This window comes from Novosphingobium sp. (genome assembly GCF_036820275.1).
Taxonomy (GTDB): domain Bacteria; phylum Pseudomonadota; class Alphaproteobacteria; order Sphingomonadales; family Sphingomonadaceae; genus Novosphingobium.
The window spans coordinates 154,396-172,393 of sequence record NZ_DAISLT010000004.1; the positions used below are offsets into that span (position 1 = coordinate 154,396).

The 17,998-nt window shown below is 65.4% G+C and carries 15 protein-coding genes; 9 read left to right on the top strand and 6 right to left on the bottom strand.

What is annotated here, in order from left to right; all coding sequences use genetic code 11:
- Positions 1 to 39 precede the first annotated feature (39 nt).
- Entirely contained in the window at positions 40 to 1,374 is a 1,335-nt protein-coding gene (locus V7066_RS04925) for an MFS transporter (protein ID WP_334182132.1), read from the bottom strand.
- Between the two features lie 194 nt (positions 1,375 to 1,568).
- On the opposite strand from V7066_RS04925, the gene cyoA reads away from it, so the two are divergent.
- From cyoA to V7066_RS04960, 7 genes are read left to right on the top strand one after another with little or no spacing between them, the layout of a single operon-like run.
- Entirely contained in the window at positions 1,569 to 2,843 is a 1,275-nt protein-coding gene (gene cyoA, locus V7066_RS04930; protein ID WP_334182133.1) for a ubiquinol oxidase subunit II, read from the top strand.
- Between the two features lie 7 nt (positions 2,844 to 2,850).
- Complete coding sequence (cyoB, locus tag V7066_RS04935) at positions 2,851 to 4,857, top strand: cytochrome o ubiquinol oxidase subunit I (protein WP_334182134.1); 2,007 nt, start codon at positions 2,851 to 2,853, stop codon at positions 4,855 to 4,857.
- 3 nt (positions 4,858 to 4,860) lie between these two features.
- Positions 4,861 to 5,502 (top strand): cytochrome o ubiquinol oxidase subunit III, encoded by a 642-nt coding sequence (gene cyoC / locus V7066_RS04940; protein WP_442947304.1) that lies wholly within the window; start codon positions 4,861 to 4,863, stop codon positions 5,500 to 5,502.
- Positions 5,502 to 5,876, top strand: a complete 375-nt coding sequence (gene cyoD / locus V7066_RS04945; protein ID WP_334182135.1) for a cytochrome o ubiquinol oxidase subunit IV — start codon at positions 5,502 to 5,504, stop codon at positions 5,874 to 5,876. Before cyoC ends, cyoD begins: the two co-directional genes overlap by 1 nt.
- 37 nt (positions 5,877 to 5,913) lie before the next feature.
- Complete coding sequence (locus V7066_RS04950) at positions 5,914 to 6,654, top strand: SURF1 family protein (protein ID WP_334182136.1); 741 nt, start codon at positions 5,914 to 5,916, stop codon at positions 6,652 to 6,654.
- Complete coding sequence (locus tag V7066_RS04955; RefSeq protein ID WP_334182137.1) at positions 6,642 to 7,979, top strand: ATP-binding protein; 1,338 nt, start codon at positions 6,642 to 6,644, stop codon at positions 7,977 to 7,979. Before V7066_RS04950 ends, V7066_RS04955 begins: the two co-directional genes overlap by 13 nt.
- A 13-nt stretch (positions 7,980 to 7,992) precedes the next feature.
- Entirely contained in the window at positions 7,993 to 8,544 is a 552-nt protein-coding gene (locus tag V7066_RS04960) for a response regulator transcription factor (RefSeq protein ID WP_334182138.1), read from the top strand.
- 82 nt (positions 8,545 to 8,626) lie between these two features.
- On the opposite strand, the gene V7066_RS04965 is transcribed toward V7066_RS04960, so the two are convergent.
- Genes V7066_RS04965 through V7066_RS04980 form a run of 4 tightly spaced genes read right to left on the bottom strand, consistent with a single transcriptional unit; the run spans position 8,627 to position 13,246 of the window.
- The gene (locus tag V7066_RS04965; protein WP_334182139.1) at positions 8,627 to 9,403 is read right to left on the bottom strand and encodes a DeoR/GlpR family DNA-binding transcription regulator; all 777 of its coding nucleotides are present in this window, start codon (positions 9,401 to 9,403) and stop codon (positions 8,627 to 8,629) included.
- Complete coding sequence (locus V7066_RS04970) at positions 9,376 to 10,680, bottom strand: MFS transporter (RefSeq protein ID WP_334182140.1); 1,305 nt, start codon at positions 10,678 to 10,680, stop codon at positions 9,376 to 9,378. Before V7066_RS04970 ends, V7066_RS04965 begins: the two co-directional genes overlap by 28 nt.
- A gap of 2 nt (positions 10,681 to 10,682) precedes the next feature.
- Entirely contained in the window at positions 10,683 to 11,831 is a 1,149-nt protein-coding gene (lldD, locus tag V7066_RS04975) for an FMN-dependent L-lactate dehydrogenase LldD (RefSeq protein WP_334182141.1), read from the bottom strand.
- Positions 11,831 to 13,246 carry an FGGY-family carbohydrate kinase gene (locus tag V7066_RS04980; RefSeq protein ID WP_334182142.1) on the bottom strand — a complete coding sequence of 472 codons (1,416 nt, stop codon included), beginning with the start codon at positions 13,244 to 13,246 and terminating at the stop codon, positions 11,831 to 11,833. Before V7066_RS04980 ends, lldD begins: the two co-directional genes overlap by 1 nt.
- A gap of 122 nt (positions 13,247 to 13,368) precedes the next feature.
- On the opposite strand from V7066_RS04980, the gene V7066_RS04985 reads away from it, so the two are divergent.
- A complete protein-coding gene (locus V7066_RS04985; RefSeq protein ID WP_334182143.1) occupies positions 13,369 to 15,471 on the top strand; it encodes a bifunctional rhamnulose-1-phosphate aldolase/short-chain dehydrogenase in 2,103 nt (700 codons plus the stop codon).
- 63 nt (positions 15,472 to 15,534) lie between these two features.
- A complete protein-coding gene (locus V7066_RS04990; protein ID WP_086491810.1) occupies positions 15,535 to 16,827 on the top strand; it encodes a TIM barrel protein in 1,293 nt (430 codons plus the stop codon).
- A gap of 254 nt (positions 16,828 to 17,081) precedes the next feature.
- Here V7066_RS04990 and V7066_RS04995 read toward each other — a convergent pair whose 3' ends face one another.
- Positions 17,082 to 17,945: a helix-turn-helix domain-containing protein gene (locus tag V7066_RS04995; RefSeq protein ID WP_334182144.1), complete on the bottom strand. Its 864-nt coding sequence runs from the start codon at positions 17,943 to 17,945 to the stop codon at positions 17,082 to 17,084.
- Positions 17,946 to 17,998 lie beyond the last annotated feature (53 nt).

Below are 17,998 nucleotides of genomic sequence, written 5' to 3' on the forward strand. Positions count from 1 at the left end.
GCCGAAGCGCCCCTTCCTGATTTCTGTTTGGTCCGCCGGTCAGTTGCGGCTGGCGAGACCCTTGTTCAGCCAGAGTGCCGCCAGGGTGGCGATCGCGCCGGAGAGCAGGTAGCCGCCCGAGGCGATCAGGCCGCCGTTGGTGGCCAGCAGCAGGGCCGCCAGCGGGGCGAAGGCCGCGCCGACCAGCCAGGAAAGGTCGCTGGTGAGCGCCGAGCCGGTGTAGCGGTGCTCGCTGGAGAATTCCGAGGCGACGACGCCCGAGGACTGGCCGAAGGCGAGGCCGAGCAGCACGAAGCCGATGATCATGAAGGCGATCTCGCCCACCGGGCCGGCGTCGAGAAGCTGCGGTGCGAAGCCCGAGAACACGGCGATGGCGACGGCGCAGGTGCCGAGCAGGTTACGGCGTCCGAACTTGTCGGCGATGCGGCCCGAGGCGATCACCGCGACGACGCCGAAGGCGGCGGCCAAGGCTTCGATCAGCAAGAAGCCGATCGGCGAATCGGGGGTGAAGAGAAACACCCACGAGAGCGGGAACACGGTGACCATGTGGAACAGCGCGAAGCTGGCGAGCGGGGCGAAGGCGCCCAGCACGATGGTCTTCCACTCGGTGCGCAGGGTCGCGCCGACGCTGACGGGCTGAAGATCGCGGCTGGCGAAGAGGTTCTCGAACTCCTCGGTGACGACGATGCGCAGGCGCGCGAAGAGCGCGACGACGTTGATCGCGAAAGCCACGAAGAACGGATAGCGCCAGCCCCAGTCGAGGAAGTCTTCCGCGGGCAGGGCGGCGATCATGAACGCGAACAGCGTCGAGGCCACGATCAGGCCGAACGGGGCGCCGAGCTGCGGGATCATCGCATACCAGCCGCGCTTGTTCTCGGGCGCGTTCAGCGCGAGCAGCGAGGCCAGGCCGTCCCAGGTGCCGCCGAGGGCAAAGCCCTGGCCGAGGCGGAACAGGCAGAGCAGGGTGATCGCGGTGCTGCCGGCCGTCGCATAGGAAGGCAGGAAGGCGATCGCCGCGGTCGAGCCGCCGAGCATGAACAGTGCGATCGTCAGCTTGGTGCCGCGGCCATAGGCACGGTCGAGCGCCATGAAGACGAGGCTGCCGATCGGGCGGGCCACGAAGGCCAGCGCGAAGACCGCGAAGGAATAGATCGTGCCGGTCAGGGCGTCCACGAACGGGAAGAACAGCTTCGGGAACACCAGCACCGAGGCGATGGCATAGACGAAGAAGTCGAAGAACTCCGAGGTTCGCCCGATGATGACACCGATCGCGATCTCGCCGGGCGAGGGCTGATGGTGCTCCTTGAAAGTCGGCAAGCCCAAGGCTTCGCGGGACTGGCCCAAGGCTTCGCCGGATTGGGGAGTGCTGGTCATTTCGATTCTGCGGCCTTCGTTTCGGGTCCGCGTGCGGCCGGTCCTGGATACAGCCTGCCGTGCGTGGACGAATCAAGGCGGGCGCGCGAGACGCCCGGCTACATGAGGGGGCGTATCGTCATTGTCCGGCTTCAAGGGGATTGGACAAAATGTCCTATGTTCGCACTCGCGGCATGGGCTTAGGCGCTCCACCCATGCGCCCACCCGAGTCCAGACCGAAGCCGCGGCAGCTGACCGCGCTCGCCAAAGTCCTTGCCGCCTTGTCCCTGACTGGCGCGCTTTCCGCTTGCAACACCGTCGTGCTCGACCCCGCCGGGGATGTCGCGCGTCAGCAGGGTGACCTTGTCGTCATCTCCACGCTGCTGATGCTCCTCATCATCGTGCCGGTCATGGCCGCGACGGTTCTTTTCGCGTGGCGTTACCGCGCGTCGAACAAGGAGGCCAACTATCAGCCGGACTGGGATCACTCGACCCAGCTCGAACTGCTGATCTGGACCGCACCGCTGCTGATCATCATCTGCCTCGGTGCGCTGACCTGGGTCACCACCCACCTGCTCGACCCGTACCGCACGCTCGGCCGCATCGATCACGAAACCCCGGTCGCCGTCAATGCCAAGCCGCTGGAAGTCGAAGTCGTCGCACTCGACTGGAAGTGGCTCTTCATCTATCCGGAACAGGGCGTGGCCACCGTCAACGAACTGGTCGTGCCGACCGGCCGTCCGCTCTCGTTCAAGATCACCTCGTCGAGCGTGATGAACTCCTTCTACGTGCCCGCCATGGCCGGCCAGATCTACGCGATGCCGGGCATGGAAACGCGCCTGCACGCCGTGTTCAACAAGCCGATCGACACCATCGGCTTCTCGGCCAACTATTCGGGCGCGGGCTTCTCCAACATGCGCTTCGCCACGCGCGCGGTTTCCGATGCGGACTTCGCCAAGTGGACCGCCGAAGTGAAGGCGAACAAGACCGGCGGCACGCTTGACCGCACCGCCTACCTCCAGCTCGAAAAGCCGAGCGAGAAGGTTCCGGTCATCCGCTACGCCGCCGTTTCGCCCGATCTTTACGGCGCCATCGTCGACATGTGCGTCGAGCCGGGCAAGATGTGCATGAGCGAAATGATGGCGCTCGACGCGCGCGGCGGTCTCGGCAAGGCCGGCATCCGCAACGTCGAGATGCTGGCTTACGACAAGCACGGCCGCGAAGCTGCCGCCCGCGCCACCGCCAATCCGAACGCCGCCGTCCAGCGCGAGCTGGCCTGGGTTCGCGCCCTCTGCCGCCAGATGCCCGGCAGCGCCCCCGACCACACGGTCAAGGCGCCCGAGAACCTGCGCTCGCTGATCGGCGCCGGCCTGAAGGCGCCGCAGTCCCTGCCGCTGTTCGGCAAGGACGAGCAGGCTCTCTCCGAGCCGAAGGCCGAGCCGGTCGCCATCAACGACGCCGCGCACTCCTCCCAGATTTCCCGGAACTGACAGAACAATGGAAGCTGTAGACCATTCTCACTGGAGCCCGTTACTGGGCCGCCTGTGGTGGGACGCCATGCCACAGGAACCGATCGTGCTTGCCACGTTCGTCGTCGTCGCCCTCGGCGGCGCGGCGGTCGTGGCCGGGCTGACCTATTTCAAGCTCTGGGGCTATCTCTGGAAGGAGTGGTTCACCAGCGTGGACCACAAGAAGATCGGGATCATGTACATGATCCTGGGTCTCATCATGTTCCTGCGCGGCTTCGCCGACGCGGTGATGATGCGTATCCAGCAGTCGATCGCCTTCAACGGCAACGAGGGCTACCTCAACGCCCACCACTACGACCAGATCTTCACCGCCCACGGCGTGATCATGATCTTCTTCGTGGCGATGCCCTTCGTCACCGGCCTGATGAACTACATCGTGCCGCTGCAGATCGGCGCGCGCGACGTCTCCTTCCCGTTCCTGAACAACTTCAGCTTCTGGATGACGACGGCGGGCGCGGTGCTGGTCATGGCCTCGCTGTTCGTCGGTGAGTTCGCGCAGACCGGCTGGCTGGCCTATCCGCCGCTGTCCAACATCGCGTACAGCCCGTGGGTCGGCGTCGACTACTATATCTGGGCCTTGCAGATCGCCGGTGTCGGCACATTGCTCTCGGGCGTCAACCTGATCGCGACCATCGTCAAGATGCGCGCGCCGGGCATGACCATGATGCGCATGCCGATCTTCACCTGGACCTCGCTCTGCACCAACATCCTGATCGTCGCTGCCTTCCCGGTGCTGACGGCGGTGATGACGATGCTGACGATGGACCGCTATCTCGGCTTCAACTTCTTCACCAACGACTTCGGCGGCTCGCCGATGATGTACGTGAACCTGATCTGGATCTGGGGTCACCCCGAGGTCTACATCCTCATCCTGCCGCTCTTCGGCGTCTTCTCGGAAGTCACCTCGACCTTCAGCGGCAAGCGCCTGTTCGGCTACTCGTCGATGGTCTACGCGACGCTGGTCATCACCATCCTCTCGTACCTCGTCTGGCTGCACCACTTCTTCACCATGGGTTCGGGCGCGAGCGTCAACTCGTTCTTCGGCATCACCACGATGGTGATCTCGATCCCGACCGGCGCGAAGCTCTTCAACTGGCTGTTCACGATGTATCGTGGCCGCATCCGCTTCGAACTGCCCATGATGTGGACGGTCGCCTTCATGCTGACCTTCACCATCGGCGGCATGACCGGCGTGCTGCTCGCAGTGCCGCCTGCCGACTTCGTGCTGCATAACTCGCTGTTCCTGATCGCCCACTTCCACAACGTCATCATCGGCGGCGTGCTGTTCGGCATCTTCGCGGCGATCAACTTCTGGTGGCCCAAGGCCTTCGGCTTCAAGCTCAACGAATTCTGGGGCAAGGTCAGCTTCTGGCTCTGGGTCCCGGGCTTCTGGTTCGCCTTCATGCCGCTCTACATCCTCGGCCTGATGGGCGTTACCCGCCGCATGCGCGTGTTCGACGATCCGTCGCTCCAGCCCTTCTTCATCGTCGCCGCCTTCGGCGCGCTGATGATCGCGGGCGGTATCGGTGCCATGCTCGTCCAGTTCGCCGTGTCGATCTGGAAGCGCGAGGAACTGAAGGACGAGACCGGCGATCCGTGGAATGGCCGTACCCTGGAATGGTCGACCTCGTCGCCGCCGCCGGAGTACAACTTCGCCTTCACCCCGATCGTCCACGACATCGACGCCTGGGACGACATGAAGCGCTGCGGCGTGGAGCGTCCGACCTCCGGCTACCGTCCGATCCACATGCCCAAGGGCACCGGAACGGGCATCATCCTGGCCGGTCTGTCGGTGGCCCTCGGCTTCGCGATGATCTGGTACATCTGGTGGCTGGCAGCCGTCTCGTTCGCGGGAATCCTCGGCTATGCCATCTTCCACACCTTCAACTACAAGCGCGACTACCACATCCCGGTCGAGACGGTCGAAGCGACCGAGGCCGAGCGTACGCGCCAGCTTGCAGCGGCAGGAGCCTGATCGATGACTGCCACTGCTGAAATGACCAAGACCCTGACCCAGCCTCAGCTCCAGGCCGCGTTCTACGACCTGGACGAGCACGATCATCCCGAAGGCGGCAGCACCATGCTGGGCTTCTGGATGTACCTGATGAGCGACTGCCTCATCTTCGCGATGCTGTTCGCCGCCTACGGGGTGCTCGGCGGCAGCTTCGCGGCAGGCCCGGGTCCGCGGGACCTGTTCGACCTGCCGCTGGTGGCGCTGAACACGGCGATGCTGCTGTTCTCGTCGATCACCTACGGCTTCGCGATGCTGGCCATGGAGAAGAACAGCAAGGGCGCCACGCAGCTCTGGCTGCTGGTCACCGCCGTGTTCGGCGGCGCCTTCCTCTTCATCGAACTCTATGAGTTCAGCCACCTGATCCACGAAGGCGCGACGCCGATGCGCTCGGGCTTCCTCACCGCGTTCTTCTCGCTGGTGGGCACCCACGGCCTCCACGTCACGTTCGGCCTGATCTGGCTGTTCACGCTGGTCGTCCAGATCGGCAAGAAGGGCCTGATCCCGGCGAACAAGCGTCGCCTGATGTGCCTGTCGCTGTTCTGGCACTTCCTCGACGTCATCTGGATCGGCGTCTTCACCTTTGTCTATCTCATGGGAATGCTGTGATGAGCGAGCACGTCCACCCCAACCATCACGGTGACGATCACGGCAGCCACGGTTCGCTCCGCGACTATGTGATCGGCTTCATCCTCTCGGTCATCCTCACCGCCATTCCGTTCTGGCTGGTGATGACCGGCGCAATCGCCGACAAGTCGACGACGGCTCTGGTCATCATGGCCTTCGCGGCCGTGCAGATCGTGGTTCACATGATCTACTTCCTGCACATGAACACGAAGTCGGAGAACGGCTGGACCGTCATGGCGCTGATCTTCACGATCGTCGTTCTGGTGATCACGCTTTCCGGTTCGCTTTGGGTGATGTACCACCTGAACCACAACATGATGCCGATGACGACCCACGACATGGGCCAGCTGCCCTGACCGAGGTCGAGAACAAGAGACGAAACTGACCGAAGCAATGCGGACAGAAACGGATCAAACGGAAGCGCGGCGGCCCTGGGGGCTCGCCGCGTTTCTGCTGGTGGCGCTCATGGCCTTCGTGGCGCTGGGCGTCTGGCAGGTGCAGCGGATGCACTGGAAACACGCGCTGATCGCCCGTGTCGAGGCGCGTGTCCATGCCGCGCCGGTCGCGGTGCCGGAGGATGCCCGCCTGACCGGAGCAGGCGCGCGCGATCTCGACTACCTGCGGGTGAAGATCGCCGGCACTTACGAGGGCAGGGCGACCGCTCTCGTTCGCGCGGCGACCGAACTCGGCACCGGCTACTGGACGATGACGCCGATCCGGACCGCCGAAGGACGGCAGGTCTGGATCAACCGCGGTTTCGTCCCCGCCGGAACCACGCGCGACAAGGCCGCGGCCACAACCCCGCCCGGGCATATCGAAGTGACCGGCCTGCTGCGTCCGACCGAGCCGGGCGGCAGCATTCTCCAGTCGAACCAGCCCGGTGCTGATCGCTGGTACTCGCGCGACGTCAAGGCGCTGGCCACGGTGCGTGGCATCGGTGCGGTCGCTCCGGCCTTCGTCGACGTGCAGGTCGAGCAGGCCGCTCCGGTGGAGGGGCTGCGCCCGGTTCCCGGTCTTACCCAGGTCCACTTCCCCGACAGCCACCTCAGCTATGCGCTGACCTGGTTCGCGATGGCGGCGATGGCGGGCGCGGCGCTGGTCTTCGTCTGGCGGCGCGGGCGATGGAACGCCTGATCGCGCTGTTCGCGCCGCCGGGCCTGCCCCGCGGCTCGGCGAGCCGCGCCAATGTGATTCTGCTCACTCAGCTGCGCTGGACGGCGGTGTTCGGCCAGCTTGCGACCATCGTCATCGTGTCGCAGGGGCTGGGGGTGAAGCTCGAACTGGCGCCGCTGTTGCTGGCGCCGCTGCTGCTGATCGTCGTCAACCTCGCCTCCGCCAGCGTCGTGCTGCGGCGGCGGGACTTCACCCAGGGCGAGCTGTTTTCAGCGCTGATGGTCGATGTGATCGCGCTCTGCTGGCAGCTCTACCACAGTGGGGGGGCGACGAACCCTTTCACCTTCCTGTTCCTGCTCCAGATCGTGATCGCGGCGGTGATCCTGGATCTGCGCTGGAGTTCGCTGGTCGCGATCAACGCCTGCCTCTGCATGTTGCTGCTGACCTATTTCTACGTTCCGCTGCAACTGCCCGCGCGCTATGCGCAGCATCCCTTCGAACTCTACATCTACGGCAGCCTGTTCTGCTTCGTGCTGGCGGCGGTGCTGCTGATCGTCTTCGTCGCCCGGCTCGACTTCACCCGGCGCGAGAGCGACGCCAAGCTCGCGGCGCTGCGCCAGCAGGCGATCGAGGAGGACCATATCATCCGCATGGGCCTGCTCGCCTCGGGCGCGGCGCATGAATTGGGCACGCCGCTGTCGTCGATCTCGGTGATCCTCGGTGACTGGGCGCGCCAGCCGGGAATTGCCGACGACCCTGATATGGCCGCCGACCTTGCCGACGTGCGCCGCGAACTCGCGCGTTGCAAGAACATCGTCAGCGGCATCCTGATGTCGGCGGGTGAAATGCGCGGCGTCGATCCGGCGGTGACGACCTTGCGCGGCTTCCTGGGAGAGATCCTGGAGGAATGGCGCGCCCGCATGCCCGGCGAACTGCGCTTCATCGACCGCATCGCCGAGGACCGTTCGATCGTCTCCGATCCGGGCCTGCGGCAGGTGATCGGCAATGTGATCGACAATGCCGTGGAGGTCTCTCCCGATCTGGTCGTCATCGAGGCTTCGGTCGAGCACGGGTCGGAGCACGGCCGGCTCGTTCTCACCGTCAGCGACCGCGGCCCGGGCTTCGCGGCGGACATGCTGCCGCGCGTCGGCCAGCCCTATGCCTCGACCAAGGGGCGCGACGGCGGCGGGCTGGGCCTGTTCCTGGTCGTCAACGTGATCCGCAAGCTCGGCGGCAAAGTCGCGGTCGATAATCTGGCCGATGGCGGCGCAAGGGTGCAACTTGCGATTCCCCTTGCTACACTGGCCTACGAGCCCAGAAAGGGCGACGACACGGTCGGGGCGTAGCAGGCGGGACGGTATGACAGAAGCAGCAGTGATCGATCCGGACGGCGCCAGCCTGTTGATCGTCGAGGACGATCCGACTTTTGCGCGTACTCTGCGCCGCTCGTTCGAGCGGCGCGGCTACCGCGTCAGTTCCGCTTCCAGCCCCGACGAAGCCGAAGCGCTCAGCCGGGGCGAAGCCTTCGAATATGCGGTGGTCGATCTCAAGCTGGCCGCCTCGTCGGGTCTCGCGGTGGTGCAGTCGCTCCATGCCCGCTCGCCGGAGACGCGGATCGTCGTGCTGACCGGCTATGCGTCGATCGCGACGGCGGTGGAGGCGATCAAGCTGGGCGCCTCGCACTACCTCGCCAAGCCTTCGAACACCGATGATATCGAAGCGGCCTTCACCAGCGGCGAGGGCGATGCCAGCGTGCCGGTGGACGGACGCAAGAGTTCGATCAAGACGCTGGAGTGGGAATATATCCACCGCACCCTGGTCGAGTGCGAGTTCAACATTTCCGAGGCGGCGCGCCGTTTGGGTCTCCATCGCCGCACCCTCGCGCGCAAGCTTGAGAAGCGCCAGATCTAGCGCATTTTCCAATCAGGCGGAATCGCCTGATGACCCGGAAACTGCTCTGGCCGCGCTTGCAGCGACAGGCCCGGACGGCCTGTCAGGCGATGACCAGCTTCACCCCGAGATCCCGCAGCCGATCCGCCATGTCCTGCGGAATTCCCGCATCGGTCACGATGGTGTCCACTTCGTCCAGCCCGCAGACGATCGCGCCCGACGACGAGCGGAACTTCGAACTGTCGACGAGCAGCACGACTTCCTCGGCCCGGTCCATGAACCGGCGCTCGGCGGCGACGAGGATCACGTCCTGCTGCATCACCCCCTGAGGCCCCACGGCCGCCGCGCCCATGAACAGCTTGGGTGCGTGGAAGCGCGGCATCGAATCCTCGCCCGCCGGTGCGAGGACGATGTTCTGTTCGCGGAACACCGTGCCCGAGGGCAGCAGCACGCGCGTTCCCGTCTGCGGGAGCAGGGCATGGACGATGTGCAGCGAATTGGTCAGCACCTGCATGTCCAGCCCGTCGAGATAGGGGCACATCTGCAGCGTAGTGGTGCCGCCGTCGATCATGATCCCCTCGCCGGGGCGGCAGAGCTTCGCCGCCGCGCGGCCGATGGCCTGCTTGGTGGGCAGGTTCTGGGTGATGGACTGCTCGAAGGGTGTGCCCGCCAGACCCTGGGGCCTGTCGGGCTTCTCGTCCTCGGGCAGCTTGGCGCCGCCGTGGACGCGCTGGATGCGGCCGGATTCCTCCAGCCGCGTCAGGTCGCGCCGGATCGTGGCGGGCGAGGCGTCGAGCTGGGCTTCGAGAGCACGGTAGCTCACGAAGCCCGTGTCGGCGACGGCCTCCAGTATCAGGCGTTCGCGTTCCTCGGCGTGCATGCGACTTGTGCTTCCTTCTGAGAGCCATGGTCCGAACCGGCCTGTTCCGCTTCGAGCTGTTCCAGCGACTTGCCCTCGTTGCGCGGCGCCCAGAGTGCGCCGATGATCCCGCTGATGACAAGGAACCCGGTAAGAATCCAGGCAAGGTTCGTAAAGCCCGTGGCGTTGAGCATGGGCACGAAGAAGCTGAACACCCCGAGCGAAATGCGCACGATCGCGAAGCAGACGCCCTGTGCGGTGGAGCGCAGCATCGTCGGGAACATCTCCGAACTCCAGAGCTGGAAGAAGCTCTGCGCGCCGAAGCCGCCGCCGAACTGGAGCAGGAAGACGTAGAGCAGGGCGACCGGGATCGTCAGCGGGAACACCGCCAGCAGCATCATGCCCGCGACCTGGATGACGGCGGAGATGATGAACAGCGTGCGCTGGTTCACCTTATCGGACAGGCGCATGAACACGAACGTCACCGAGATCATCGCGACGAAGAACGAGACTGCCTGGATGGCGACGCTCTGCGCCTGCGTGGCGGCGCCCATGGTGCGCAGGATGTAGGGGAAGAAGAACCCGTTGGTGCCCGCCCAGAGGTTCCAGAAGCCGTACATGCCCACCAGACCCAGGATCGAGGCGAGGTACTTGCCCTTGAACAGGCTGGAGAAGGGCGGGCGCTTCACTTCGGATTTCTGGGCTTCCACCCAGCGTTCCGATTCCTTCATCTTGGAGCGCAGCAGGGTAAGGCCGAGCGCGATCACCACGAGGTGGGCGAAGACGATCCGCGCGCCAAGCACGCCGAGCGAGGTCAGCGCAAGGCTCATCAGCAGGACCACGACCGGGCCGAGATACCAGAGCGCTTGCGCCACGCCGGAATGCTTGCCGCGCTTGTTGTCAGGCGCCTGCTCGGCGATCAGCGACCAGCTTGCGGGAATGTCGGCGCCTACCGCGAGGCCGACGATCAGGAAGCCGACGACGATCATCCAGGGCGCCACCGCGAAGACCAGCATCGCCATGCCTGCCGCGTAGATCAGCATGTCCCACTGGTAGATCTTCTTGCGGCCCAGCTTGTCGCAGAGCCAGCCGCCGATCAGCGCGCCCACGCCCGCGCCGATGGCATTGGGGCCGAAGGCGGCGATCAGGCCGACGAAATCGTTGGAGAGGTGGTAGCTCTCCTGCCACAGCGCGAGCGCGGCGGAGCCGGCGACGATCGAGCCGGCGTCGATATAGTTGGCCAGACCGGCGAGTATGGTGTTGCGCCAGTTGTCCTCTTGTCCGGTGGTTTCAGTCATTTTCAGGTCCCTCCCGCCAGGATCGTTCTGTCGATCTCTGCGATTTTCGTCGTGCCGGTGAGCGCCATGGCGACGCGCATCTCCGCCTCGATCAATTTGAGCATCTTGGTCACGCCCGCCTCGCCCCCGGCGCCGAGCGCCCAGGCCCAGGCACGGCCGAGCAGCACGCCCTTGGCGCCCAGCGCCAGCATGCGCACCACGTCGAGTCCGGAGCGGATGCCGCCGTCGGCCAGCACGGTCATGCGGTCTCCCACCGCGTCGGCGATGGGCGGCAGGGCACGGGCGCTGGAGAGCACCCCGTCAAGCTGGCGGCCGCCGTGGTTGGAGACGACCAGCCCGTCCGCGCCGAGCGCGGCGGCTTCCTTCGCGTCCTCGGGGTCGAGAATGCCCTTGATGACCAGCGGCCCCTGCCATTCCGAACGGATGAAATCGAGGTCGCGCCAGTTGATCGAGGGGTCGAAGTTGTTTCGCATCCAGGCGAAGAAGTCCTCGATGCCGGTGCGGCCCTGGAGCACCGGGGCGACGTTGCCCAAAGTGTGCGGGCGGCCGTTGAGGCCCACGTCCCAGGCCCATGCCGGGCGCATCGCCGCTTGTGCCGCGCGCCAGGCGGCACCTTTCAGGCCGCCGGTTCCGGCAAGGCCGGTGTGATAGTCGCGGTAGCGGCTGCCGGGAACGGGCATGTCCACGGTGAAGACGAGGGTGGAACAGCCCGCCTCGACCGCCTTGGCCAGCAGGTCCTTCATGAAGGCGCGGTCGCGGATCATGTAGAGCTGGAACCAGAACGGCTTGCTTGCCGCCGTCGCCACTTCGCCGATGGTACAGGCGCCCACGGTGGAGAGCGTGAAGGGAATCCCCGCCTTGTCCGCCGCGCGCACCGCTTGGCACTCGCCGCGCCGGGCGTTGAGTCCGGCAAGGCCGATGGGGGCAAGGGCGACGGGCAAGGCCAGCTTCTGGCCGAACAGCTCGGTCGAGAGATCGAGCTGCGATACGTCGCGCAGCACCCGCTGGCGAAGCGCCAGTTCGGCGAGGTCGGAGACATTGCGCCGCAGCGTCGCCTCGGCATAGGAGCCGCCGTCGATGTACTCGAACAGGAAGCGCGGCAGGCGGCGGCGGGCGGCTTCGCGGAAGTCGGGGATCGATGCCGTTATCATCAGGCAAGCTCCCGCATGTGCGCGCGCCACTTTTCGCGATAGCCGATGAGATCGCCTTCGAGCGGCTCGACGCGGCGAAGACCGCCCTGCGCCTGAAGCAGCGGGTTGATCAGCCGCAGCGCGCCGAACGAGACGTCGTTATGCGCGTTCGCCACGAAGACTTCGGTTTCGGGCCGCAGCGCGGCGAGGGCGCGGACGAAGACTTCGGCGTCGGCGAAGCGGCCCTCGATCAGCAGGCGTTCCTTCGATCCGATCAGGTCCAGCGACGTGTCGGCCACCATCGCCGCATAGAGGCAGATCGCGGCGCGCCGGGCATACCAGGTTCCCGCCCATTCCTCGGGCTTGTCGATCCAGTCCGCCTTGCCCTCGGGAAAAGGACCGAAGCCCGGCGCCAGAGTGGGCATCATCATCGTGCCGCGTGCTAGCAGGCCGGGCACGGCCTCCATCAGCTTCGGCTGGTCGGGACGGATGTCGACACGGCGGGTGTCGATCTGGATGATCGATTCGATCTCGCGACCGCCCATGAAGCGCGCGGAAGGCACCGGCCAGCCATAGGCATCGACATTGACCAGCGTGTCGCGGGCCTCGGGCAGGGAGGCGATCGAGAACGTCTCTGCGGCAAGGCGCATGGCGATGAACCAGGTGCCGGTGGAGAGAATCGTCGCCTCCTTGCGGGCGATCTCCGTAAAGCCGCGGGCGGCGAGGAGGGCCGCGTTGGAATCGTGCAGGCCTGCCAGTACGCGTGCCGTCGCGGGAAGGCCGGTCTCGGCGGCGATCTCGGCACGCAGGGTGCCGACGACATCGCTGGCGCTGACGACGGGAGCGAATCGCTCGGCCCAGCCGAATCGTTCGGCCATCGGCGAGAAGCGGGCGTCGGCCGGGCACCAGAGGTCGGTATGGCAGCCTAGGCTGGTCACTTCGCTGGCGACATGGCCGGAGAGGAACCAGGCCCAGTACTGTGCCCAGGGAACCAGCGTGGCGCGGGCCATCTTCTCGGGATGAAGGCGGGCCATCCAGTAGACCTGGGTGCCGAGATTGAGGCCGTCGGGCAGGGCGGGCGAGCCGGTGAGCAGGAAGGCGTCCCGTTCGCGGCGATAGTCCGCCATGACCTCTTCGGGAACGGCCTGTTCGTAGTCGAGCGGCGGGAACAGCAGGCCCGTTTCGTCCAGCGCGGCAAAGCCGGCGCCGTGCGCGACCGGGATGATCGCTTCCACCGGATGGCCCGACCAGCCGCGCAGCGTGGCGCGCAGCCATTGGCCGATTCCCTCGACATCGAGAACCCGCAGGCCGTCCTGCTCACAGGCGGCGTTGGGGCGCACCTGACGGTCGATCATGCGCCCGCCGCGCGTCCACAGCGTCACCTTGCTGAGGGTCTTGCCGATATCGACGACGATGAAAGTACCCGTTCCCGTCATGCCTCTTCCAATCTTACCGTTCTGACCAATTATGATTGACTTTGATGATCGAACGTGATCGTTTTGTAGCGAAACAGATTGCTCATGCAAGCACGAATTGGTAGAGGATGACTATGGACACCATGACCGCTTCCCGCACCGCGGCGATACCGTTCGCCGTTCCTTCCAGCCGCTGGGACGAGTCGCTGGCCGCGACGCTGTCTCCCGAACAGTTGTTGCTCTACCGTTCGAACCTGCTCGGTTCGGACCTCACCGTCACCAACTTCGGTGGCGGCAACACTTCGGCCAAGCTGACGGAAGTGGACCCGCTCACCGGCGCCGAAGTGGAAGTGCTCTGGGTGAAGGGCTCGGGCGGCGACATCGGCTCTATGAAGCTCGATGGTTTCGCCACGCTCTATCAGGAAAAGCTGCTCGGCCTTGAGGCGCACTACGCCGGGCCGGAAGACGACGACAAGATGGTCGGTTACCTGCCGCACTGCACGTTCAACCTGAACGCGCGGGCTGCCTCGATCGATACGCCGCTGCACTCGCTGCTGCCTTTCGCGCATGTCGATCACGTCCATCCGGACGCGATCATCGCGCTCGCGGCCAGTTCGGGCGGCGAAGCGGCGACGCAGGAAATCTGGGGCGGCAAGATCGGCTGGCTCGGCTGGAAGCGTCCCGGCTACACGCTCGGCGTCCAGCTTCGCGATTACGTCGCGGCCAATCCGGGTGTCGAGGGCGTCATGCTCGCAGGGCACGGTATCATCTGCTGGGCCGACAGCGCCAAGTCCTGCTACGAGCACACCGTCGAACTGATCGCCGATGCCGCGAAGTACCTCAACGCAAAGCTGGGTGAAAAGCCGGCGTTCGGCGGCGCCGCTTACGGCACTTCCGAGGACCGCGCCGCCATCGCCGCCGACCTGATGCCGCGCCTGCGCGGGCTGATGACTGGCGCGCGCCGCAAGGTCGGTCATTTCTCGGACGATGCCGAGGCGCTGGAATTCGTGAACTCGGTGGAGTTCGAACGTCTCGCCGGTCTCGGCACTTCGTGCCCCGATCACTTCCTGCGCACCAAGATCGCTCCCCTGACCCTCGACCCTTCGCGTCTTCAGGACCAGGACTATCTGGCTCAGAAGATTGCCGATTATCGCGACATGTATGCAGCCTATTACGGGCGCTGCAAGCGTGGGAACTCGCCTGCCATGCGCGATGCGAACCCGGTGGTCGTGCTGGTGCCGGGCGTCGGCCGCATGACCTTCGCGACCGACAAGACCACCGCGCGTCTCGCCGGGGAATTCTACGGCAACGCCATCAATGTGATGCGCGGCGCCGAAGCCATCGGCGACTACATCGCGCTCGACGAGCAGGAAGCGTTCGACATCGAATACTGGCTGCTTGAGGAAGCCAAGCTCCAGCGCATGCCCGCACCCAAGCCGCTGGTTGGCCGCGTGGCGCTCGTCACCGGCGGTGCGGGCGGCATCGGTGCCGCCACTGCCGCGCGCCTGATGGCGGACGGCGCCTGCGTGTTGCTCGCGGATCGTGACGCCAATGCCGTGGAAGAAGTGCGCGCCGGTTTCGCCAAGCAGTTCGGCAAGGACGTGGTCCGCGCCGCGGTCTGCGACGTGACCGACGAAGCGCAAGTCTCCGAAGCCTTCGCCACGGCCGCGCGCGAATTCGGCGGGCTCGATATTCTGGTCGCCAATGCCGGTATCGCCTCCTCGGCGCCGATCGAGGAAACCACGATCGAACTGTGGAACCGCAATTACGACGTGCTGGCGCAGGGCTACTTCCTCACCAGCCGCGCCGCTTGGCCGCTGCTGAAGGGCATGAAGGACCAGGGCGGCACTTCGGTCGTCTTCATCGGTTCGAAGAACGGCGTGGCCGCAGCCACCAATGCCTCGGCCTATGCTTCGGCCAAGGCAGCGGCGAACCACCTTGCGCGCTGTCTGGCACTTGAAGGTGCGCCCCACGGCATCCGCGTCAACGTCGTCAACCCCGATGCGGTCATCAAGGGCAGCAAGATCTGGGACGGCGACTGGCGCAAGGAACGTGCAGGCGCCCACGGCATCGACACCGGCAAGGAACTGGAAGAGCACTACCGCAACCGTTCCATGCTGAAGCGCGACGTGCTGCCTTCGGACATTGCCGAGGCGGTCTATTTCCTTGCCGGCGACCAGTCGGCGAAATCGACCGGCAACATGATCAATGTCGATGCGGGTAACGCGCAGGCGTTCACGCGCTAATAAGAGATGTTTTCGGGGAGCGCGCGAACCGGCGCGTCCCCGAACGGGCAAGAGGATAGAAGAATGAGCAGACTGCCGATTTCGGATGAACTGATCGCCGAAGCCAATGCCCGCGCGGCCGACGCGCTGGAGGACGAATACGCCTCGCTCGGCCGCAAGCTGGAGCGTTCGGGCATCGCCATCGATGCGATCAAGGACAAGGTCGCCGCCTTCTCGGTTGCGGTGCCTTCGTGGGGTGCGGGCCGGGGCGGCACTCGCTTCGCCAAGTTCCCCATCGCGGGCGAGCCGACCACGATTCACGAAAAGCTCGAAGACTGCGCCGTCATCAACCAGCTTTCGCGCCTGACGCCGCGCGTCTCGCCGCACTTCCCGTGGGACAAGGTGAGCGACTACAAGGCGCTGCGCGAAGAAGCCGCCAGCCTCGGCCTCGGCTTCGATGCGGTGAATTCGAATACCTTCCAGGACCAGAAGGACCAGGCGCACACTTACGCCACCGGTTCGCTCTCCTCGACCATCGAGGCGACCCGCCAGCAGGCCGTCGAGCACAACATCGAATGCATCGAGATCGGCCGCCAGCTCGGTTCGACCGATCTGACCGTGTGGGTGGGTGACGGCACCAACTTCCCCGGCCAGCAGGACCTCGGCCGCAGCCTCGACCGCTATCTGGACGCCGCCGCGCAGGTCTATGCCGCGCTGCCGGATGACTGGCGCATGCTGCTCGAACACAAGATGTTCGAACCGGCGTTCTACTCCACCGTCATCAGTGACTGGGGTTCCTCGATCCTCGCCGCGCAGGAACTCGGCCCCAAGGCCAAGTGCCTCGTCGACCTCGGCCACCATGCGCCGAACGTGAACATCGAGCAGATCGTGGCCCGCCTCCACCGCTTCGGCAAGCTGGGCGGCTTCCACTTCAACGACAGCAAATACGGCGACGACGACCTCGATTCGGGCTCGATCAACCCGCACCAGCTGTTCCTGGTGTTCAACGAACTGGTCGAGGCGGAACTGGCCCCGCGTGACGGTTTCAAGCCGAGCTACATGATCGACCAGTCGCACAACGTGACCGACCCGATCGAGTCAATGCTCTCTTCCGCCGAAGCGATCGGTTCGTGCTATGCCAAGGCGCTGCTGGTTGACCGCGAGGCGCTGCATCTCTCGCAGGAGGCCAACGACACGATGATGGCGTTCCAGGCGCTGCGCCGGGCCTACAACGTGGACGTCAGCCCCATCCTTGCCAAGGCGCGCGTGGAAGCGGGCGGCGCGGCGGACGTGCTCGGCGTCTACCGCGAAAGCCGCTGGCGCGACCGTAAGGCGCAGGAACGCAAGGCCGTGGGCCTCGGCGCCGGGATCGTCTGATCCTCGTCAATATCTGAGAATGCCGCCGACCTATCGGGCCGGTTGCTTTGGGGAAGTAATTGAAGAGGAAGTCCTGGGGGATGATCCCCCAGACCCTCGGAATGTCGTCGTCGCGCCCGACCTGTACGCAGTGCGCTCCTTGCGGTGCAGCCATTAGGTCTCCCGGCGCTGCCTTGGGCGCGCTACGGTCCGCGTGACATCGACGGTATTGGGGGGCAGGGGGTCTATGATCCCCTGCTTTTCCTTTCCCCCTCCTACTCCCCATGCGCATGGGTGGACTTGTCCAGATGCGGCCGATGCCCCGTCATCCGCAGGTAGAACCGCGAGAAGTACGAGGGATCGGAAAAGCCCAGTTCGTTCGAGACCTGCACGACGCTGGCATTGGCGAAGCACAGCAGCCGCTGTGCCTCCAGCGCGAGCCGCGCGTGGAGCAGTTCCTGCGGCGAACAGTCCAGCTTCGCGCGGCACAGCCGGGTGAGGGTGCGCGTCGTCATGCCCAGCCGCTCGGCGTACCAGCCCATCGGCAACTGATCGCGAAAGTGCAGTTCGACGAGGTGGCGCAAGTGCGAGATGCGCTGGTCGCCGCTGCCTTCGTCCATGGCCTCTTCTTCCGGCAGCAGCGAGCGCAGCAGCGCTTCCGCCATCGACAGGAACAGCGCGTTCGGACGGCGCCAGTCCTGCGGAATGGCGAGCATCTCCGCGCAGAGGAATTCGACGCGCTCGAGTATTTCCACCGGCGTCGGCGCGAAGCGGCCATGGGTGGCCGCGTGGAGCAGGGGATCTCCGGCAGTGCTCCGTCGCTCCGCAAAACCGCTGCTGAGCATCAGAACGTAGCCCAGCGTCTCCGGCCGGAAGCGGAAGCCATGGATGCTGCCCGCCGGAATTACGATATGACAGGGGGCCTCCAGCGTTTCGGTCGTATCGTCGATGGTGAGCGTTACCTGTCCCTTCGATACCAGCATGACCTGCACGCCGCGAACATGGCGATGCGGCGCAATTTCCCAGTCGTGCAAGGAACTTCGTGCGGCGATCGTCTCGATATGCCCGAATTCCGGAGAGCTGTCGGGAATATCCTCGCCATAGAGGACGTAAGAGGGGACGGGCCGGGCAGGTGTCATGCGTGTCTCGAAAGTACCGGAAGAATGGCCGTCCGGTGCATTCCGCCAGACTA